Here is a 19658-nt window from a genome sequence, read left to right on the forward strand (position 1 = left end):
ATGTCCCTTTCCTTTTTTGTGCTGGCTGATGAGCGTACGGGTATATTTGGTCCTATTAATCAAGTGACTGATTATTTCTAGTCCACTTGATCAATAGCAGCACTCTATTAATCAACTAGCCGATTATTCCATCTTCACTTGATTAATAGACACCCTCTATTAGTCAAGTGAGCATTTTAATAAGTGCAACTTGACTAATAACCCTCAAACTAAAAAACAGAGACTAACAAACGTCTCTTGTCAGTCTCTGTTTTATTTACATTTAATTAAATAATCCTGTGATAGCTTCCCACACTTGCTTGAAGAAGTTACCGATTTTATCAAATAGCCCGCTAGATTCTGCGCTATCGATGAAGTCGCCGAATTTTGATTGGACAACTTCAGATAAGTTGTTCAATTGTTCTTTTACAGCTTCAGAATCAATAGCCGCTGTTTGTTGATAATTTTCAAACAAACTCATCAAACGATCGATCTGTTCTTGGGTCACAACATTTTCCAGGTTATTGTTTGCTAAAGCTTCATTGATGATACGTTCAATATCTTCTTTAGTGGCCAATTCACCTTGCTGCTCTTTCAACTCTGCTAACGATTGTTTGATCTCAATAATGGCCTGGTCTAATTTAGATGGATCAAACTCTCCATTATCCGCGTTTTCTTGAGCGATATCATTAGTCGTTTCCAACTCGTCTTGAGCTACTTCCATTCGATCTTGATCCAGATCTTCTCCGTTGACATCAAAAGCTTTATAAATACCGGTTAAGGCACTTTCACCTGTTGCCGGACGGATGCTGGCTACTTCGATCGTTGCGTCTGCAACACCAGCTGTGATGGCAGCATTTGCATATTGCTCTTGAGTAATTTGTGTGATGTTTTCCGGCGTTTTGATGTCTACAACTACTCCATGTCCGTCATCTTCTTTTTCTACCAATACCGATGAAATAAGACTAGAAGTGTTCCCAGAACCGGCTCCTAAGTATTTGACTAATTCGTCACCAGTGACATTTACGCTGACGACATTTTCAGGGTTTTCGATGCCGATCAATTCTTCAGTTTCCTCTACTTCTGTATCAGATAATCCACCGCCATAAACGAATGTTGGCTTTCCCCATTTTTCATTCACTACTGTTGTGTCTATTCCGTCTTCAGCTGCATTTGCTGTAAGCGGACTAATAATGAAGCCGCCCACCAATCCTGTAACCATTACTGTTTTTATTCCAAGTTTTTTCAAACGATGTGTCATATGTCTAACCTCCTTAACTTAGTTTACCCAACTCTAGAGGGTTTATCTTCCAACTTTAGACCGATTATTTTGTTTTTGTGTAAAACACCTTTGGAACCGGAGAAGTAAAACGCACCACTTCGCCTGTTGTTGGATGTTCAAAAGCGATCGTCGTCGCATGCAAACCTAAACGTTTCATGTAATTGACCGTTGATCCGTACTTTTTGTCTCCTACTACTGGATGGCCGATATCTGCCATATGCACACGGATCTGATTTTTTCTACCAGTTTCCAGCTGCACTTCCAGCAAGCTGGTAACCCCGTTTGAACGCAGCTTCTTGTAATGACTTACAGCGTGCTGTCCGCCATTGTCTCTAGGACTGGAATGGACTTTGAACGATTTCGTATTCTCTGTCAGCCAAGACTCAATTTTTCCGGCTTCTTCTTTAACGTCTCCTTCGACTAAAGTCGTATAGATTCTTTCTTTCACAATATTCTTCCAATTTTGCTGCATTTTTTGTTTAACTTCTTCACTTTTAGCAAACAACATCACACCAGAAGTGTCTCTGTCTAAACGATGCACCACAAATATGCGGTTATTCGGATTTTCTTGTTTTGCATAAATGTTGAGTTGTCTATGTGCCGTCATTTCTTTTTGATGTCCTGCAGCTATCGATAAAATGCCTGCTTCTTTGTCCACAACGATAATGTCATCATCCTCATGTAAAATAGACATTCCTACCAATTCACTTTGTTTTTGAGCAGCTTTATTGTCTTCGATCTTTACTACTTGTCCGGGTGTCAAAGTATAGTTGAATTGTTTCACTACTTTTCCATCTACAGTTACTTGGCCTCTGCTTAATACAGATTTGATCGAATTTCGACTGCTTTTTACTTTTTGATTCAACAGAAAATCCAATAATTCGGTTTCTTCTTTTACGACTAAGTTTACCTTACCCTCTTTTTTCTTTGCTGTTTTCTTCATAGGCTTTTTCATTTTAAATTCCTCGCTCTCATGATTTATTATACACTATTCTGGCTTTAAACGAGGCATATCGAGTAGGAGGTAAATAATTAATTTATTTACCGTCCTCTCACACCACCGTACGTACCGTTCGGTATACGGCGGTTCAATTTTATATAACATGCTTTTGTTTTAAATAGTAACTATCTGGAGATACTAGACCTTTAAGGGCTAGTATCTTATTGGTTACTGTGGTTGTCATAACCCAGGACAGGGCTATTCGGGCAGTTCCTTTGGAACTGTGGCTATTCATGTAGGCGTTGTAGTCGCTCATCCCTAGTTTAGTGAGGGCTCTTCTTCGATTTTTGGCTGTTTTCCATTGGTGCCAGATACACATCCTCAGTCGATAACGAAGATGACTCGCTATTTTCTTGAGTTTTGTGTGCATATTTCCTATTTTGAAATAGTTCACCCATCCTCTGATGACTTGATTCAATTTAACGATGCGGTAAGCCATATCAATGCCCCAGCTTTTCTTGCTTAGCTGATGAAGCTTATATTTAAACGTCTCGATTGATATGGCATGAGGCTTTGCTTGATAGCCTTTATCTGCTTTCGACCAATAGAATCCAAATCCCAAGAATTTAAAGGTTGGGTCATTAGGTTTAATGATTTTCGATTTACTCGTGTTCACAGTTAAACCCAGAGTTTCCTCAATATATCGTGTAACCGAACGCATTACGCGCCTTGCTGCGAATTCGCTCTTAACTAGGATAATGCAGTCATCTGCGTATCGCACGAAGTGTAGACCTCTTCTCTCTAGTTCTTGGTCGAGTTCATTTAAGAGGATATTACTCAATAATGGCGAGAGGTTTCCCCCTTGGGGAGTGCCAACTGGACTTTCCTCATATTCTCCGTTTACCATAATGCCACTCACGAGATATTTCCGAATCAATGATATCACATCACCATCGGTTATTTTCCGAGAAACTAGATTCATCAATCGATCATGGTTAACGGTGTCAAAGAACTTCTCTAAATCAATGTCGACAATCCAGTGATACCCTTCGTTCATATCTCTTAGCCCTTGCGCTATAGCCATATGGGCGTTGCGGTTTGGACGGAATCCATAACTACTGTTGTGGAAGTGTTCGTCAAAAATGGGTGTGAGAACTTGTGCAATCGCTTGTTGAATAACTCGGTCAATCACTGTCGGTATACCCAGTAGTCTGACCCCACCCGATGGTTTAGGTATTTCTACTCTTCTGACAGGTTTAGGTTGATAGTGACGTTGACGAATAGTCTGAATAAGCTCTTCTTTGTGCTGACGAAGATATTCTTTAGCCTCTTCGATAGACATACCGTCAATGCCTGCGGCACCTTTATTCCGTTCCACTTGTCGAAAGGCTTCGTTTAAATTATTTCTGGATAGGATTCTATCCAGTGTCCTGTTTTCCTGCATGCTTGTTACTCCTTTTCTGCTCTCGTAAGGCAGCTATCTACTTTTACGCTGTCGTAGCCAATAGTCTTTGGCGGCCTCCAATAAAGATGTTTGTAACGATAAAATTGTTCGGTCCTTCGCTCTTTCTAGCTTTCACTAGCTGTCTTCACTACTACGACCTCTGCTGACTTCTCATGAGTCAAGCACTTATCACTAAGTGTATTTGGTATAACGTCATGAGACCTCCCCAGTTAAGGTGCGAACTCTTTCACTCCATCTATCTGCCACATTTATGCTTCGAGTTAGGACAGTTATCGGACTTTAGCTTCTTTGGCAGCTTTATCCACTCGACTCACCTCTTATGTGATTTCTGTTCGTCAGACCAGAGTTTTGCCTTGGGCTTCCTTCAGATTCCACCTCACGGTGGACACCCTTGCCGTCAGCTATATGCTTACCACTGTCAGGTCGCATTCGGGACTTACACCCGTTAGAGTTCGCCCATGCTGGGCGAACCAAAAAAGAGAAAAGAGTTTCTGCTCTTTTCTCCTGTTGCACCTTACTTGGTTTAACCCTCATAACCTTTCTGAACGGATAATGGAAATGATCAGCCATAACCCTAAAAATCCTGCACCAAGGAAAAAAATGATACCTAGTAAAGACGTCCCTGTTCTTTCTGTAGCAAAAATAATCAATGCTGAAGACATAATCAGTGCAGAAACAATCAATGCAAAAACGACGCGATTGACCATCTTATTTAGTCCAGTCCATTTGTCATCCATATTGACTAGATCCAATTTGATCTTCGTTCGGCCATTATTCAGGTTTTCAAAAAGTTTTGAGACTTGCAGAGGCAATTCAATCATACCTTTGGCAAATTTCACAGAGTTCAGCAACAGTTTTTCGCTGCTGATTGGCTCGAATAGTTTAAAATTATCACTCTCAGATAAGTAGCCTTTTGCAACTTGTACGACGTTCAAATTAGGTGCCAGATCAGTGATCAACCCCTCCAACATCGTTAAAGCTCGGACCAAAACTGTGTATTCGCTAGGCATTGAAATGCTGTGTTTTCGAGTAACATCCAAAACATCCGCAATCAAAGTGCCAAATTGGATTGAACTGAAACTTGCAGTTAAATACGTTTCCACCAAATAATTCAAATCTTCGTAAAAACGTGCTCGATCGATCCGCTTTTTCTGCACACCGATTTTTAATAACGTATTCATCAACTGATCTAGATCTTTCATCACGATCGATTTCAACAATTGATTTAAATGCTCTCTATTTTCACTGGATAACTGACCCATAATTCCAAAATCAATAAAGTAAATCTTTCCTTCTTTGATGATCAGATTCCCTGGATGAGGATCCCCGTGGAAAAAACCGTCTTTAAAGACTTGAGATAAAAAAGCCAACAATAGTTTTTCTCCGATGTCTTCGCGGATATAGCCCGCTTCATTCAACGATTCAATATCTAAAATTTTATACCCTTCAATGTACTCTTCTACAATCACTCGTTTGGAATTAAACGATAAAAACACTTTCGGCACGTCTACACAAGCTACTTCTTTATTCAACTCGCTGAAGCGCAATATAGCATTGGCTTCATTGCGAAAGTCTAATTCTCTTTTTGAGGTTTGGCGAATTTCTTCAAACGCTTCTTTAGGACTCACTAAGAAATCTTTAAAAATATTAGGCGCACGATCCACAATTCGAATAAACAACTCGATATCTTGTAAAAGAGTGGTCTCCATATCCGGACGTTGGACTTTCAGAATGACCTCTTCGCCTGTGTACAATTTGCCGCGATGTACTTGTGAGACAGAAGCACTTGCTAAAGGTTTTTCGTCAATTCTTTCAAAAACATCTTCTATTTTCTGTCCAAATTCTTTTACAAAAATCGCTTTTGCTTCTTCAAATGGGAAAGAGGGCGCTTCGTCTTGCAGCTTAGATAATTCAGTAATGTATTCCAAGGGTAAGATATCTCTTCTAGTAGAAAGAATCTGCCCTATCTTGATGAAGCCAGGACCCAGTTCTTCAAATGCTTGGCGTAGTTTTTTAGGGTCCTGTTCTTTTTTCCGTGAGCGGACACGTGTATTGTAAATATGGCCGAAACCATATTTAGCTAAGACCCTCACAATTTCCCGTAATCTTTCTCCACTTGAAGGCACAAGATCACCCCTACTCGTTATTTTCTACTATCTCATCAATTTGAGCGTTTAAAGCTGCAATTTTCAATTCTAATTCTTCAATATCTTTGCGTTGGGCTACGTTCATTTGAAGCAAAATAGCTTGTACTTCATCCTTATCGATCGAATCATCTTTTTGTTTTCCTTTACGCATCAATTCTTCACTTAATTTTTTCCCTTGTTCTACAGTGATTTGCCCTCTTGAAGCTAGTTTTTCAACCATTTCTTCGACTTTATCATACGTCATTGAAACTCCACCAATACTTGCTAAGATCAATTTTTTCAAATCATTCATTGTCATTTCCTCCTTCTATTTTTTGCAGTAGTTATTAAAAATTTCAAGATAAGGATCTGTTGAGTTTATTATAACGAGAAATGTCCTTAAGTAAAAAAATTACACTTTTTTAAGTTCTTTTTTAGTTTCAATGACTATTTTTCTAACGAATTTTTCTAAGCTAAATGATGGGACTATGAGAATCAGAAAATAAAAAAAGTCAAATTTCTTGCTTTTTTTTAATAAAAGGGATATAATAATGACTGAAATCGCTTTATCCCTAATTGCTACATAAGTAAAGGAGAGATAAATATGATTAATCTTTATACTACCCCTAGTTGCACTTCCTGCAGAAAAGCAAAGGCATGGTTAGATGAACAACACTTGCCGTATGTTGAAAAAAACATTATTGCTAACCCCTTATCTATTGATGAATTGAAGAATATTCTTCGTTTGACAGAAGAAGGAACTGAAGAAATTATTTCTTACCGTTCTCACGCTTATCAAAATCTCACCGTCGATATTGAAGAATTGTCCTTGGAAAAGTTGTTGGATTTGATACATAAGAATCCCGAACTCATCAGAAGACCTATTCTTACGGATGAAAGAAGAATCCAAGTAGGTTACAACGCTGATGAAATCCGTTGCTTCTTGCCAAGAGACGTCCGCAAATTAGAATTCCAACGTATTCAAGAAGAACTCGCCTTAGAAGCTAACTGAATAGCAAAAATAAGCTGAGATCACCATTCCCAGCTCTTTTTGCCTTTAATTTTTTATTAAAGTCTCCAGCTTCGTACACCTTTTTATTCATCAGCAGCTACAAACAAATCTTTCAGGATAACCCCATCTGTTTCATGAGTAAATTCATATCCCATTGCGTACAATAAAGTCGGTGCTGCATCTACTAGTCGAGCAAAAGAGAGTTTTGCCTGCTGATTGATTCCAGGACCTGAAATGAACATCATCGTGTCGTAATTTTCTTTCGTCGGCGAAAAACCATGAGCTGCTTTGTGGTAATCTGTGCCTTTTGTTTTTTCGTACAACGGTCCATCTTTATCGGAAAAATAATAGCCTCGTTCAGCCTCAAGTAAAAAGCTGCACATCTTATCGGCTCTTAGTTCTACTGCTTGTTGCTGCGTATAAATAAATTCGATTCCTTCTGGAAGTTTACGAAGTGCTTCAGCTACGGTTTGCAGATCCATCCCTGGTTTAGTATAGATATAGGTTGCCCCATCTGCGCTTTTTGCCACAACTTTCCACTTTTCTATCTGACCTCTTTGATTCTTTTTCAACCATCCTAATGTTTCAAAATAACTGTTTAAGTGAATCACAGTGTGTGTGTCAATTTGGTAATGATCTCCTAAAATAGCCACGATAGTCTCTTCAAAGATTCCTTTTTGTTTCATCATTTTAATGATTTGTCCTAAGTGGCGATCCATATTACGAATAGCTTCTTTTGCTTGAGGAGAATGGACTCCGTATTTGTGTCTCATACTATCTAATTCCACATAATGAATCGCTAATAAATCAGGATTCTTGTTTTCGATCGTATCCAGTATGCCGGCTGTCAAAAATTCATCCAGTTCAGGTTGTTGGATTCCCTTTCTTAGGTGTCCATATTTTCGATTGAGATCCATAATAAACTTGGGACTAGAAGAGTATAACGACACCATAACTTGGTTTTGCCACTGGCGATTAGGGAAGATTTCTGCAAAATTGTAATCGATCGACTGACTCCGACCAGTTACTGGCCACAGGAAACTAGCTGTTTTGTATCCTTTTTCATGTGCTGCGTCAAACAGTGAAGGAACTTTGATGTCCTTCGCGTACCAATGCCAGTCAGGAGAAATTCTTTTTGGTTGAAGATATGTATTGTTCAGGATTCCATGGTTAATTGGATACATTCCAGTCACCACAGAAGTATGAGCCATATAAGTCAATGAAGGATAAACCGTCTCCACTTGTTTAATTACCGCACTTCTGTCCAATAAATACTTGAAATTCGGTAAGGTTCTCGCGTAAGCCAAATCTTGTGAACCAAATGCATCTAACGAGATAATATATAACCGTTGTTTGTCCATTTCCATTCTCCTTTCGTACGTTCAATTGCTCTTATTATGACATAAGTTTGCTTGATTTAGAAAGAAGTTCTCTTTCAATGACGTTACCTTTAAAAGGCATTCCCAGTAAACCAACTGGGTGAAAGCCAAAACGTTTTAACTAGCTCATTGAAACAATGTTGGGAGGAGAATCAATGAGGAAAAATATACTTTAATGAACAAACTCTGGATACTTATGGCACTATAAATAAGTCTGCAGCTGGTGAATCCTTGACACAAGAATATTATTCAGTTGATGACAAAGCCTACTTGAATCTTAATGATCAAGGTTGGATGGACATGTCTAATCAGCAAGAAGCTCTTTTTCAGAGTACAGGCACAACTTATCCTAACCTTGTTCCCATTGTTGAATCTATCAGTAAAATTGGTGAATTGACTGAAAATGAGGACGAGTACGTTTATACTTTTCAAGGGATAAATGCCGATTTGTATTCATCCTTTGAATCCCCTTATTCCTTAAATTTTGGGTCGCTTTCTCCTGAAGAAGTAGAACAAAAGGTTATGGTGTCTATAGATAAAGAAACATTGCTGATCCAAGAAGTTACTAACGAGCTGTCTGGTGTTCAAGATGGACATGATCTTGTGATGACGATTCATCATACCTATAAAAACATGAACGAAATGAATGATATTTCCATTCCTCAAGAAATTATTGATTCTGCATCTAGTGCTCAATAACTAAAAGAAGAAGCTGAAATATTCCAGCTTCTTCTTTTAGTTATTTTTGTCAGTTGAAAACAACACATGATCCACATATGAGCGTTGCAGCAAATCAGTGGTTACATATAAGGGAAGAAACGAATAAATTTCTTCGTTTTGTACCAACACAGGAGTCGTTTGAAAATAAAGATTAAACGTAGCTCTTGATGCCATTTGATTATTGCGGAAACTAGTGATCGATAATATCGGAATGTCTTTTAAAGTCAATACATTCATAATTTTCTCTACCTCTATAATATCCCCGCTCAACGAGACGAAGATCACTAAATCTTTTGAAGTCACAGAACTCGTACTGGCCATCTCCAATTCTTTTAATGCAGACAACACTATTGGAAACTTGCCAACTGGAACCATACTCCTTCTAAAGTTGGATAATACGTCTCTTTGCCCCCAACCTGTTCCATAGCAAAAAATACGGTCAGCTTGATGCAAAGCTTCCACTATGGGAGCAATGTCTGTTTGACTGTACAGTTTTTTAGTCGTTTCTATATCTTTACGTTGCAAATCAACAAATTTAACGGTATTCAAGTCCTGAGCTTCTTTTGTTTTTTCATGCCTCAAGCTGTATTTGAATTCACTATAGCCTGAAAAGCCCAGCTTTTTAGTCAGTCTTAAAACCGTAGACTTAGATGTTAAGGTCAATTTCGCTAATTCAGTGATTGTCATTTGATGAACTGATTGTTTGTTGTTCACGATAAAAGACAGAATTTGTAAATCGTTTTCATTTAGTTCGTGGTAATATGCATTGATCAAGGCTTCTAACTCCAATACCAAAAACACCTCCGTTTATACTAAGACTATTTGTTCATTAAAACTAATCTTAGTATAACACAGAGGCATACAGAGTTGAGTTAACTTACATTCAAACGGAAGGAATTAAACTAATTCTGGCCAATATTCTTTATTGGCTTCAATTAAGTCATCCAAGATTTGTTTCGCGATTCTGGCATTTGGTACGATTCTTGATAGTGTCAACGCTTGCCATAGTTTTTGGTACGAACCTTCAGCCCAAGCTTCTACGACTAATTTTTCAACTCCCACTTGTTGCTCCATCAAGCCTTTTTGGAAACGAGGAATTTCACCCATAGTCAATGGTTCTGGTCCTTGTGATCCGACAATACAAGGAATCTCTACCATAGCTGTCGGATCAAAGTTTACGATAGATCCGTTATTCGGAACGATCAATAACATTCTTTCTCTTGTGTTGTAAGCAATAGCACGAGCTAAATCAACGATATAAGAAGCATGATCATCTGTCACTAATTTTGCATCTTTAGCGGTTTTGATATTTGCGATGCGGTTGCATTCAGAGAAAACTTTTTTCTCACGATTTTCCATAACTTCATTAGCTCTAGTGTGCTCAGGATTTGAATGTTCTACTTCGTCTTGCGGGTAGAAGTAGTATTTCAAATAAGTATTTGGCAATACTTTTGGATCCAATGCATAGACTTCCTTAGCTTTTCCAAATGTATGCATCCAACTTGGTTCTATTTCTTCTTCAGGACGACCATTTAATTCACCTGGTGTAACGTATCCATGTTCTGCTACATGTTCTTTTATTTTAGGCATCAAGTCATTTCCGTCTTTATCTCGAATATCTGTCCACCACCCAAAGTGGTTCAATCCATAGTAACGTATGGTCATATCTTTACGAGACTCTAGACCAAGAATTTCTGCCATTCGTGCCTCGATTCCTACAGGCATATCACAGATATTGATGATTTTACTGTTCGGACGCAATTTACGAGTTGCTTCGGCCACAATAGCAGCCGGGTTAGAGTAATTCAACATCCAAGCATCTGGAGAGTATTTTTCCATGTAATCCACCAATTCCAGAACTCCGCCGATGGAACGCATTCCGTATGCAATTCCTCCTGGACCACACGTTTCTTGACCAACGACTCCGTATTTCAATGGTATTTTCTCATCTTTTTCACGCATCGCATATTTTCCTACTCGAATGTGTGCCATTACAAAGTCGATATCTGTAAAAGCTTCTTCCGGATCCGTTGTCGCAACGAATCTGATTTGAGGTGCTCTTTCTTTCAAAATGATTTCAGTAGCATCTGCAATTTGTTTTTGACGATCATAATCATTGTCATAAAATTTGATTTGACGAATCGGAAACTTATCTAAGTTTTCTAATAACATCATAATGATCCCTGGAGTAAATGTACTTCCGCCACCTGCAACAACGATTGATTGTTCTTTTAAAGCCATAAATAAAATCCCCTTTTTTTATGATTGTTTTAGTTTATTCCACTACTTTATGTTAAATTTGTACCTTGATCAGCTTCCAACTCATTACTTGTTTCGGAGCTGTTTTGGTTCACCATGTCTTCAAACTTTTCTCTGACTTGAGGAACATCTAATCCAACAATGACTTGTAAAGCATTGCCTTTTCGAACTAAACCATGCGCACCATTTTGCTTAAAGAAACCATCTTCTCTAACTAGAGAGTCATCGTGCACACTAACTCTTAACCGAGTTGCACAGTTGTTGATACGGCTGATATTTTCAGGACCGCCTAAACCGTCAAGGAATGCTGCTGCTCTTACAGCGTAAGGATCATCCGATTGAGAAGCAGTAACTGTAGCTCCGTTTTTATCTTGAGCTTTCTTTTCTTTGTAATCCGCTTTGCGGTACATTTTCACTTCTTCTGCATCTTCACGCCCAGGTGTCTTGATGTCCCATTTTAAAATAGCGAATCGGAAAACTAAGAAGTAAATCCCGCTAAAGACCAATCCAGTACCAAATAAGATTAAAATAGCATCTAAATGAGTTGCTGACATCGGTACAATAAATTGAGAAATGACTGCCAACAATCCGCTACCTACATCTCCTGCTACTCCTAATAAGTAGACCGTTGTGCCTAATGTTGCTGCAATTACAGCATGAGCTGCAAATAATTGTGGAGCTAAGAATAGGAATGTGAATTCAAACGGTTCTGTAATACCAGCTAAAACAGCTGTCATAGCAGTAGGAACCACTAAAGCGATCGTTTGTTTTCTTTTTTCTGGTTTTGAAGTAGCTACCAATGCTGCCCCAATTCCAAGAGGAGCAAATAGTTTAGACACGTTGTGCAATGCGAAACCGCCTTGCGGGAACAATTCTCTTAAAGACCCTTCTGTACTTGCAAAGTAATCTAAGTTGTTCAACCAGAAAGCTGTGATTCCATTCTCCACAACAGCTGGTCCGTAAATGAATGGTTGGTAAATGAAATGATGCAATCCAGTTGGGATCAATATTCTTTCCAAGAATACATAAATCCAAACTCCAAATGCTCCAGAAGTTTGTAAGAAGCCCTGCATAGCAGCGATAACGCCTTGAACTGCCGGCCATCCCCAAGATGTCAAAAGCGCTAATGGGAACATCAATATAAACCCGATGATGACAACTAAAGATGATCCTTGGAAAACGCCTAACCAATCAGGTATTTTCTTTTCAAAGAATTTATTGTGGATAAAAACAACGATACCTGCAATAATGATAGCCCCTATAAGGTTGGTATCCAGCGTTTTCACACCGCCAATCAGTTTAAGACCACTAACTCCGCCTACTTCTTGGCTATAGTCGACACCAAAAGATGGTCCCCATAGTTCAAGCATTTTCGCAATAAAGTTATTCCACGTCATATAAATCAAGAAGGCTTCTAAAGAAGCTCGACCACTGGCTTTTTTAGCTAATCCCAGCGGTAATCCGATCACAAATAATAATTCCATATTGTTAAAAATGGTCCATCCGCCGGTCTCAATAATAGACCAGACTTCTGACCATAGACTTCCATCAGCTGCAAGTCCTCCCATGATCAAGTCATTTTGCATTGCAATTGCAAGAGCTAAAATAATACCGTTAAAGGCGAATAATAATACCGGTGTAAACATGGCCCCACCGAATCGTTGCAATTTTTCCATCATTTGCTGACATCTCCTTTACTCTCTAGTTAAAAACTTTTTAACAGTGATTTCCTATAAGCTGTTCAATCTTCTGCTGTCCTCCTCTATATGTAATCGCTTCCTTAATTAGACTATATCATTTAGTATTTTTAGACACAACAGCACTATACCAATTAGGGAAAACGCTTTCAATTAAATTATTTTTCTCATTAGCTGGGAATTTTCCCAACTGCTGCCAATGTTTCATTCTCGTATTTGTACTGTTATAATTAAGACGTATGATTTGCTATGCAAAAAGTTTCTTACCTATACTATGAAAAAGAGGTCCACTATGATTACTTTTGATATGATTACATCTAAAACAGAGTTGATTGAAGAAAATGAATTCTATAAACTCTACCATAATCACGACGCACGTTTTATGTACGACTATAATTTTATGCGGTTGAAATACCAACCTACTTTAGAAGAATTTAAACTGATCGAAAAAATATTGCTGGAGTTTCATGAAGATATGGAAATGGACCATGTTAAATTTTATTGGCCAGAGGACTATGGATTTACTGAACTGATCATTGATTACTTATCAAGTAATGGTTATGGAATTGAGATTCTGGAGCTGTATGCCATTGATCCTAAAGACTTCACCCCCACCAAAAGAAATCCTGCAGTGACGGTAGAATTCGTTACGGAAGAATCGTTAAAGAGTTTTAAACAAATCAATCGAGTACAAGATACTGACATCAGTGAGACTTTTGCAGATCAAAAGCAAGATCTTTACGATCAAGATTTTGATGACTCTGCTATTCAACAAGTGATCGCTTATCTCAATGGTATTCCTGTTGGCAGCGTTGATTTGCTGATACAAGAGAACACAATTGAGATAGATAATTTTTTTGTACTTGAAGAATACCAAAGACAAGGTGTTGGTACAGAGATCCAACGATTTGTCATGGAAAACGCTGGTTCAAAAACAGTCATCTTGGTTGCTGATGCAGAAGACACTCCTAAAGATATGTATCTTAAACAAAATTATACCTATTTAAGTTACCAAGTTGGCGCATTGAAAGAACTTTCTGCGCCGAAATAAAAAAAAGGCTGCAAATGATACCTTCCAAAGAAGGACCATTTGCAGCTTTTTCGACAGTATTCAATTTTCATTCAATAGGTTCCATGAATTCCACAAAACAGAGGGATCCAAACACCTGCATCCTGCAGTGTGCTTACGCACATGTGCCCTGTCTAATTTGGGGCAATCACTATGTCGCCGAAGCGAAATGATAAATCATCTGATTGCCGGTCAACTCATCGCATGTAGATTATATTAGCACAAATACTTCTTTTACACAAGTTTTATTTTACCTTCTTGTAATTTTGCAGCAAAAGAACTGTGTGGATAATACACCTGTCCATTGGTTAAATAGAACAACACTTTACGTTTAATTTGTATTGACAACTTATTTGTAAACGTTTACGCTTGTTTTAAAATAGAAGGGAGTTTTACAGTTATGCCATCTCAATTACCGCAAGGATTTTTATGGGGAAATTCTGTTTCCAGCATGCAAACAGAGGGTGCATGGAACGAAGGAGGGAAAGGAAAATCAGTCTACGATATTAGAGAAGCCAGCGAACACGCTTCTGATTGGAAAGTGGCTACAGACAGCTACCATCAATACAAAGAAGATTTTGACTACATGAAAGAATTAGGGATGAATTGCTATCGTTTTCAAATTTCTTGGTCGCGTGTGTTTCCTAATGGAGACGGTGAGGTTAATGAAGAAGGTCTCGCCTTTTACGATCGTTTTATTGATGATTTATTGGAACGCGGAATCGAACCGATGATTTGTTTATATCATTTTGATATGCCTCTACATCTAGCTGAGGAATACCGTGGATTTTTATCTCGTTATGTAGTAGATGCTTTTGTTCGTTATGGAAAACTTATAGTTGATCGTTACAAAGACAAAGTAAAATACTGGATCACTTTTAATGAACAAAACATTTTCGCTATGTCTCATGGTTTTCAAATAGGTGGGTTGTTAGAAGGTGACGGAACAGAGAAGGAATTGTATCAACTTCAGCACAACACTTTAATTGCTCATGCAGAGATTGCTAATTATCTCCACAAATCAGCACCAAATTGCGAAATTGGCGGAATGGTAGCCTACAATAAAGTTTATCCAGCTACTTCTAAACCAGAAGATAGTTTAGCTGCTCAACTCGTAGATGACTTTACTAACCAATTTCATCTGGATATATTTACAAACGGTAAATATCCTGCTTTCATGTTAGCTTATTTGAAAGAAAACAATTTAATGCCTGAATTCGAAGAAGGCGATGAAGAAACATTAGCAGAAATGAAAAGCGATTGGCTGTCATTCAGCTACTATGCAAGTTCAGTCATAAGCGCTGATAAGATTACCAAAGATACACCGATTTATCAATACAGAGAAATTGGTGGTCAGCCGAATCCTAATCTGGAAGCTACTGAATGGGGATGGCAAATCGATCCTATAGGATTCAGAAGTATTCTTAGAGACATGTATAATCGATATAAATTACCTGTCTTCCCTATCGAAAATGGTATCGGAGTAATCGAAGAACTGCCGGAAAATGAACTGATCCAAGATGATTATCGCATCAATTATCATCGTGATCACTTACAAGCTATGAAAGATGCTATGTTCTTAGATGGCGTAGATTGTATCGGTTATCTGGGTTAGGGATTGATCGATATTTTAAGTTCTCAAGGCGATATTCGAAAACGTTACGGGGTCGTTTACGTCAATCGTGAAAACCACGATTTAAAGGATATGCGCAGAATTCCTAAAAAAAGCTTTGACTGGTTCAAAAAAGTTATTGAAAGCAACGGTAAATACTTAGATTGATGTTTAGGAAACCATCACCCTAAATCAATCATTCGAAAAACAAAAAGAAGAGCCCACTCTATAAGATAAAGAGAACCCTCAATTTAATTACTTTTTAAAAATATTTCTTAAAAAAGTTTATAAGCTAGCCTAGGAAAAAAGCGGCTGAGAGAATTCTCTCGGCCGCTTTTTTGTATCTTCTTATTCTACAATTTCCAACCATTTTTCAGCAATCAATCCATGTCCTGCCACAGTTGGGTGTACACCATCTTCTCCAGTTAAATATTGGAAGCTGTGCTTGATACCGTAAGCATTCAACGGACCATCCAGCGCTATAAATTCTGTCTTGAATTCTTTCGCTAATTTGCGGATGATCTGGATACGTTGGTCTAAATCAACTCTCCATTTTGTACGATCTTCCGGATACGGTAAGACATAAGGTTCCATCAAAACGATGCGTGCAGTCGTTTCTTCTTTAATGCGTTTCAGAACCTCACGGTAGTCTTGTTCAAATTGAACCATTACTTCTTTTGACCCTAGTGCTGGAGAATTTTCAATATGCCAAGTATCGTTAATCCCGATTAAAATAGACATTATTGTGGGCTCCAATGCAATACAGTCTTCATCCAATCGGTTCTTCAAATCAGCTATTTTATCTCCACCGATGCCCCGATTTAAACACGTTAAGTTCAACTCAGGATATTTGGCCTGCAGCTTACCAGCGATCATTAGTGCATACCCTTGACCTAAATTACCATATTCATCGCGGTTCCTTCCTACATCTGTGATGCTGTCTCCATAAAACAATATTTTGTCATTTTGCAATAGTTTCATTCTCGGTCCCCCTGATTTTATTACTTTGCTGCATATAATTATAGACAGCCCCAATCAAATTGGCTTCACTTTTAAAATAACATGTTTCTACTTTAGGAACAAATGGAGCAATACCCACTTGTTTCAAAATAAGTTCGATGCGTTTCTCCAATTGTTCTAAAATATCAGGCTTATTGGATACGCCTCCGCCAAGCAAGATCAAATCCGGATCATAGCTGTATTGTAAATTGTAAATGCCGCGTGCCAAAGACTGATAAAAGACTTCTGCTTCTTCTGCAGCTATGTCATTTCCTGTTTCTGCTAATCGGAAAACCTCTTCCCCGTTCACAGTCCCTATAGGATACCCTTTACGCTCGCAATAACGTTGCGCCATTTTTACGGCCGTTCCCAATTGGCTGAACGTTTGCGTTTCATTTAAGAGCATAAATCCAAACTCACCGCTGAATAAATGAGCTCCGTGCTGCACTTCACCATTGATGATCACAGAACCGCCGATTCCTGTTCCGACAACGACCATCAATACATTGTCCAATCCTTTAGCCGAACCTTTCCATACTTCAGCCAAAGCAGCGCAATTCGCATCATTCTCCAAAGCCACTTTACATCCAAACATTTCTTCCAATTCATCGTAGATTGGAAAATGATGCAGATAAGGCAATGCACTAGCTCCTTCAACCACTCTAGCAGCCTGATTGACCGCACCAGGAGAACTGATTGCTACTCCCTCTACCACATATTGTTCTGCATACTTTTCCTTCACTCTTCTCAACTCTTGTTTCATGCCAACCCATGTTGTTGGAGAAGAGAAACTGCCTTTATCAATCAAATCGTCTTCTTGCCAGAAGGCATATTTCACAGATGTGCCTCCAATATCAAATACTGCTAATCCCATCAGTTTCCCTCCGAATCATTTTTACTGGTCAAATAGAAAATATTGCTCGTAAAATCCCCGTGACGATTAAAAGTCCAGTCTTTGCCTCGATCAGTCGTCACATCATCCGCAAAAATCAACCCAGCAGCCATCAAGTCATCTCCGTAACGTTCTTGCTGCATAGGATGAACAGCGTAACGTTTTTCAGGATCTAGTCCAGTTAATACCAACCGTTCATAGGCTGGATTAGGTGTCCCTAAAATTTGATAAAACCCTACAACAGCTTCAGCTTGATCTCTTGAAACGATCATCCAAGCCGTATGGTTTCCTTCAAACGGTGATTTCAAACGATAAAAATCTCCCTGTTGGATCAACTTGCGGTGTTTTTTAAAGAACTGAATATGCTGCTGAATCGATTCTGTTTCTTCGTGGCTGAGCATTGTAATATCCAACTCATAACCAAATGTCCCAAAATAAGCCACATGAGAACGCATATCCATTGAGGTCATACGCCCTACTTGATGATTAGGAACTGCTGAAACATGACTTCCAATACTGGAGATCGGATAAACCATCGACGTTCCATATTGAATCTTCAATCGTTCCACTGCATCTGTATCGTCGCTCGCCCAAGCTTGAGGTGCATAATACAACATTCCAGGGTCATTACGCGCTCCGCCGCCCGCACAAGATTCAAACAGAATCTCTGGATACTTGGCGATCAATCGTTCATATAAATCATAAACACCTAAGATATAGCGGTGATAAAGCTCTTCTTGTCTATCCTCAGGCAAACTGATGGAGAAGGCTTCTGAAATATAGCGGTTCATATCCCACTTGATGTAGTCGATTTGAGAACCTTCAATGATCGTGTCCATTTGCTGGAACAAATTATCTACCACTTCTGGACGAGAAAAATCCAATACAAATTGATTTCGTCCATGAGAAACATTTTTCCCAGGCACTTGGATGATCCAGTCTTGTTGTTGTTCATAAAGTGTTGTGTCTTTATTGACCATCTCAGGCTCAAACCATAACCCGAACTTCAATCCTAATTGATGGATTTTTTCTGACAATCCTTTGATCCCATTAGGCAACTTCGACTCGTCTTCAAACCAATCTCCTAGAGAAGTTGAATCATCATTCCGCTTATTAAACCAGCCGTCATCTAATACAAACAACTCTACTCCTAATTCAGCAGCATTTTCTGCAATTTCCAGGATTTTGTTTTCATTAAAATCAAAATAAGTCGCTTCCCAATTGTTGATCAGTACTGGGCGTTCCTTGTCTCTCCATACACCTCTGGCTAATCGAGTGCGATACAATTCGTGAAAAGTCTGACTCATTCCGTTCAGCCCTTTATCCGAATAGACCATGACAGCTTCAGGAGTTTGGAAAGAAGCGTTGGGATCCAACTGCCAATTGAAGCGGAACGGATTGATTCCAATCATTGCTCTCGTCACATGATACGTATCAACTTCTACTTGTGCAGAAAAGTTTCCGCTGTAAACTAAACTAAAACCATAGACTTCTCCAACCGTTTCTGTGCTGTCTGGACGGACTAACGCCATGAACGGATTATGAGCATGACTGCTTGCTCATCTGGCACTAGAGACTGATTGCAGACCTGTATGAAGAGCCTTACGTTCCACATGGGTTTCTCTTGCCCAAGCTCCATTCAAATGAAGCAAATCATAGTTGGCATCCGGCAAATCGACACTCGCACTCATGACATTCTCCAACTCAATAGTTTCTGAACCTTGATTCACAAAACAAGTGCTGCGAGTGATTACAGGCAATGCTGCAAAAATCGTGTAGTTTAAATAGACTTCTAACTCAGAATAGGCGTCTTTCAACGTTATTGTCAATGTCTCTGCTTCTGTATCGTTTTCAGTGTATGTAGCTGGCAAGCCTTCTAAAACCGGCTTTCCTTTCCTTACTTTGTGAGAAGAATATTCCAAGTCGGTCACCCGGTCTCCTATTGGCCATTTTACTTGATGAGCCGGATACCTGAAATCTGTGGTCCCAAACCCAGGATATTCTTGTTTAATGTGCTCAAGAGCTGAGGTGTGATCACCTTCATATAAATTATTCGCCGGACGATTTTCCCGTTCGACTAAATAAGAAAACGATTCTCTGTGTTTGATGCTCTTACCAAAAAACAATTGCTCTAGCTGTTTGATTTTAGGTTCTACTCTAAAAATATAACTCACTTAACCGTTGCTTAAATGAAATTCCTTGGCTTCTTCATTGATGTGGATCAACT

15 protein-coding genes and 2 pseudogenes are annotated in these 19658 nt (G+C 38.8%); 4 read left to right on the forward strand and 13 right to left on the reverse strand.

The window, feature by feature from the left end:
• Window positions 1–262: 262 nt before the first annotated feature.
• From LMF32_RS01915 to LMF32_RS01935, 5 genes are all read right to left on the reverse strand, one after another.
• A complete protein-coding gene (locus LMF32_RS01915; protein ID WP_092479367.1) occupies window positions 263–1240 on the reverse strand; it encodes a DUF1002 domain-containing protein in 978 nt (325 codons plus the stop codon).
• 64 nt (window positions 1241–1304) lie between these two features.
• Window positions 1305–2216, reverse strand: coding sequence for an RluA family pseudouridine synthase (locus LMF32_RS01920; protein ID WP_188204037.1), 912 nt, complete (start codon window positions 2214–2216; stop codon window positions 1305–1307).
• 139 nt (window positions 2217–2355) lie between these two features.
• Window positions 2356–3645 carry a group II intron reverse transcriptase/maturase gene (gene ltrA / locus LMF32_RS01925; RefSeq protein WP_230523625.1) on the reverse strand — a complete coding sequence of 430 codons (1290 nt, stop codon included), beginning with the start codon at window positions 3643–3645 and terminating at the stop codon, window positions 2356–2358.
• Between the two features lie 551 nt (window positions 3646–4196).
• Window positions 4197–5792 (reverse strand): lipopolysaccharide core heptose(II) kinase RfaY, encoded by a 1596-nt coding sequence (locus LMF32_RS01930; RefSeq protein WP_188204036.1) that lies wholly within the window; start codon window positions 5790–5792, stop codon window positions 4197–4199.
• A 10-nt stretch (window positions 5793–5802) separates the two neighbouring features.
• Window positions 5803–6105 (reverse strand): hypothetical protein, encoded by a 303-nt coding sequence (locus tag LMF32_RS01935; protein ID WP_230523671.1) that lies wholly within the window; start codon window positions 6103–6105, stop codon window positions 5803–5805.
• A 291-nt stretch (window positions 6106–6396) separates the two neighbouring features.
• Here LMF32_RS01935 and spxA point away from each other — a divergent pair, with 291 nt between their 5' ends.
• Entirely contained in the window at window positions 6397–6804 is a 408-nt protein-coding gene (gene spxA, locus LMF32_RS01940; protein ID WP_092479363.1) for a transcriptional regulator SpxA, read from the forward strand.
• 83 nt (window positions 6805–6887) lie between these two features.
• On the opposite strand, the gene LMF32_RS01945 is transcribed toward spxA, so the two are convergent.
• Entirely contained in the window at window positions 6888–8165 is a 1278-nt protein-coding gene (locus LMF32_RS01945) for an ectonucleotide pyrophosphatase/phosphodiesterase (protein WP_230523672.1), read from the reverse strand.
• Between the two features lie 222 nt (window positions 8166–8387).
• Here LMF32_RS01945 and LMF32_RS01950 point away from each other — a divergent pair, with 222 nt between their 5' ends.
• Window positions 8388–8882 (forward strand): DUF6612 family protein, encoded by a 495-nt coding sequence (locus LMF32_RS01950; protein ID WP_347401922.1) that lies wholly within the window; start codon window positions 8388–8390, stop codon window positions 8880–8882.
• Between the two features lie 36 nt (window positions 8883–8918).
• Here LMF32_RS01950 and LMF32_RS01955 read toward each other — a convergent pair whose 3' ends face one another.
• The 3 genes from LMF32_RS01955 to LMF32_RS01965 form a co-directional block, all read right to left on the reverse strand.
• Complete coding sequence (locus tag LMF32_RS01955) at window positions 8919–9698, reverse strand: MurR/RpiR family transcriptional regulator (protein ID WP_230523674.1); 780 nt, start codon at window positions 9696–9698, stop codon at window positions 8919–8921.
• 102 nt (window positions 9699–9800) lie between these two features.
• Complete coding sequence (locus LMF32_RS01960; protein ID WP_230523675.1) at window positions 9801–11144, reverse strand: 6-phospho-alpha-glucosidase; 1344 nt, start codon at window positions 11142–11144, stop codon at window positions 9801–9803.
• Between the two features lie 47 nt (window positions 11145–11191).
• Window positions 11192–12841 carry an alpha-glucoside-specific PTS transporter subunit IIBC gene (locus LMF32_RS01965; RefSeq protein ID WP_188204033.1) on the reverse strand — a complete coding sequence of 550 codons (1650 nt, stop codon included), beginning with the start codon at window positions 12839–12841 and terminating at the stop codon, window positions 11192–11194.
• A gap of 310 nt (window positions 12842–13151) precedes the next feature.
• Here LMF32_RS01965 and LMF32_RS01970 point away from each other — a divergent pair, with 310 nt between their 5' ends.
• Complete coding sequence (locus LMF32_RS01970) at window positions 13152–13910, forward strand: GNAT family N-acetyltransferase (RefSeq protein WP_230523676.1); 759 nt, start codon at window positions 13152–13154, stop codon at window positions 13908–13910.
• Between the two features lie 418 nt (window positions 13911–14328).
• Window positions 14329–15708: pseudogene (locus LMF32_RS01975) on the forward strand (glycoside hydrolase family 1 protein).
• A gap of 180 nt (window positions 15709–15888) precedes the next feature.
• Here LMF32_RS01975 and LMF32_RS01980 read toward each other — a convergent pair.
• From LMF32_RS01980 to LMF32_RS01990, 4 genes and pseudogenes are all read right to left on the reverse strand, one after another.
• Window positions 15889–16521: an SGNH/GDSL hydrolase family protein gene (locus LMF32_RS01980; RefSeq protein WP_230523677.1), complete on the reverse strand. Its 633-nt coding sequence runs from the start codon at window positions 16519–16521 to the stop codon at window positions 15889–15891.
• Window positions 16502–17413: an ROK family protein gene (locus tag LMF32_RS01985; protein ID WP_230523678.1), complete on the reverse strand. Its 912-nt coding sequence runs from the start codon at window positions 17411–17413 to the stop codon at window positions 16502–16504. Before LMF32_RS01985 ends, LMF32_RS01980 begins: the two co-directional genes overlap by 20 nt.
• On the reverse strand, window positions 17413–17703 hold the full coding sequence (locus LMF32_RS13675; RefSeq protein ID WP_347401923.1) for a GH36 C-terminal domain-containing protein: 291 nt from the start codon (window positions 17701–17703) through the stop codon (window positions 17413–17415). Before LMF32_RS13675 ends, LMF32_RS01985 begins: the two co-directional genes overlap by 1 nt.
• Window positions 17704–17763: 60 nt before the next feature.
• Window positions 17764–19605, reverse strand: a pseudogene (locus tag LMF32_RS01990) (alpha-galactosidase); the annotation flags it as partial.
• Window positions 19606–19658 lie beyond the last annotated feature (53 nt).

It is taken from the genome of Desemzia sp. C1, from assembly GCF_020882875.1.
Classification (GTDB): Bacteria; Bacillota; Bacilli; order Lactobacillales; family Carnobacteriaceae; genus Desemzia; species Desemzia incerta.

Bases quoted from the DNA above. Each gene is read 5' to 3' on its own strand.
- LMF32_RS01945 (WP_230523672.1), bottom strand. From the start codon at position 8,165: ATGGACAAACAACGGTTATATATTATCTCGTTAGATGCATTTGGTTCA.
- LMF32_RS01980 (WP_230523677.1), bottom strand. From the start codon at position 16,521: ATGAAACTATTGCAAAATGACAAAATATTGTTTTATGGAGACAGCATC.
- ltrA (WP_230523625.1), bottom strand. From the start codon at position 3,645: ATGCAGGAAAACAGGACACTGGATAGAATCCTATCCAGAAATAATTTA.
- LMF32_RS01915 (WP_092479367.1), bottom strand. From the start codon at position 1,240: ATGACACATCGTTTGAAAAAACTTGGAATAAAAACAGTAATGGTTACA.
- LMF32_RS01960 (WP_230523675.1), bottom strand. From the start codon at position 11,144: ATGGCTTTAAAAGAACAATCAATCGTTGTTGCAGGTGGCGGAAGTACA.
- spxA (WP_092479363.1), top strand. From the start codon at position 6,397: ATGATTAATCTTTATACTACCCCTAGTTGCACTTCCTGCAGAAAAGCA.
- LMF32_RS13675 (WP_347401923.1), bottom strand. From the start codon at position 17,703: ATGATCGTTTCAAGAGATCAAGCTGAAGCTGTTGTAGGGTTTTATCAA.
- LMF32_RS01920 (WP_188204037.1), bottom strand. From the start codon at position 2,216: ATGAAAAAGCCTATGAAGAAAACAGCAAAGAAAAAAGAGGGTAAGGTA.
- LMF32_RS01985 (WP_230523678.1), bottom strand. From the start codon at position 17,413: ATGGGATTAGCAGTATTTGATATTGGAGGCACATCTGTGAAATATGCC.
- LMF32_RS01970 (WP_230523676.1), top strand. From the start codon at position 13,152: ATGATTACTTTTGATATGATTACATCTAAAACAGAGTTGATTGAAGAA.
- LMF32_RS01965 (WP_188204033.1), bottom strand. From the start codon at position 12,841: ATGATGGAAAAATTGCAACGATTCGGTGGGGCCATGTTTACACCGGTA.
- LMF32_RS01935 (WP_230523671.1), bottom strand. From the start codon at position 6,105: ATGAATGATTTGAAAAAATTGATCTTAGCAAGTATTGGTGGAGTTTCA.